We start from the raw sequence: 262 nt of genomic DNA on the forward strand, positions 1-262 counted from the left end.
CACCAAGGGCTACGAGGCGCTGCTGCGCTGGCACCACCCCGAGCGCGGCACCGTGCCCCCGCTGGAGTTCGTGCCGCTGGCCGAGGCCACCGGCGACATCCACGCCATCGGCAGCTGGGTGCTGCGCGCCGCCTGGGCGGTGGCGGTGAACCTGTCGGCCGTGCAGCTGGCCTCCGACGACATCGTCGACGTCGTGCGCGCGGCCCTGCGCGACAGCGGCCTGCGCCCCAGCCAGCTGACGCTGGAGGTCACCGAGAGCCTG

At 74.8% G+C, this 262-nt stretch carries 1 protein-coding gene; it reads left to right on the top strand.

Features of this window, described 5'->3' with window-relative positions; genetic code table 11:
• Positions 1-262 (top strand): EAL domain-containing protein (locus GTQ99_RS24090; protein WP_166618121.1); only part of this gene is annotated, 262 nt, incomplete at both ends.

This window comes from Kineococcus vitellinus (genome assembly GCF_009906315.1).
In the GTDB taxonomy this organism is placed as follows: domain Bacteria; phylum Actinomycetota; class Actinomycetes; order Actinomycetales; family Kineococcaceae; genus Kineococcus; species Kineococcus vitellinus.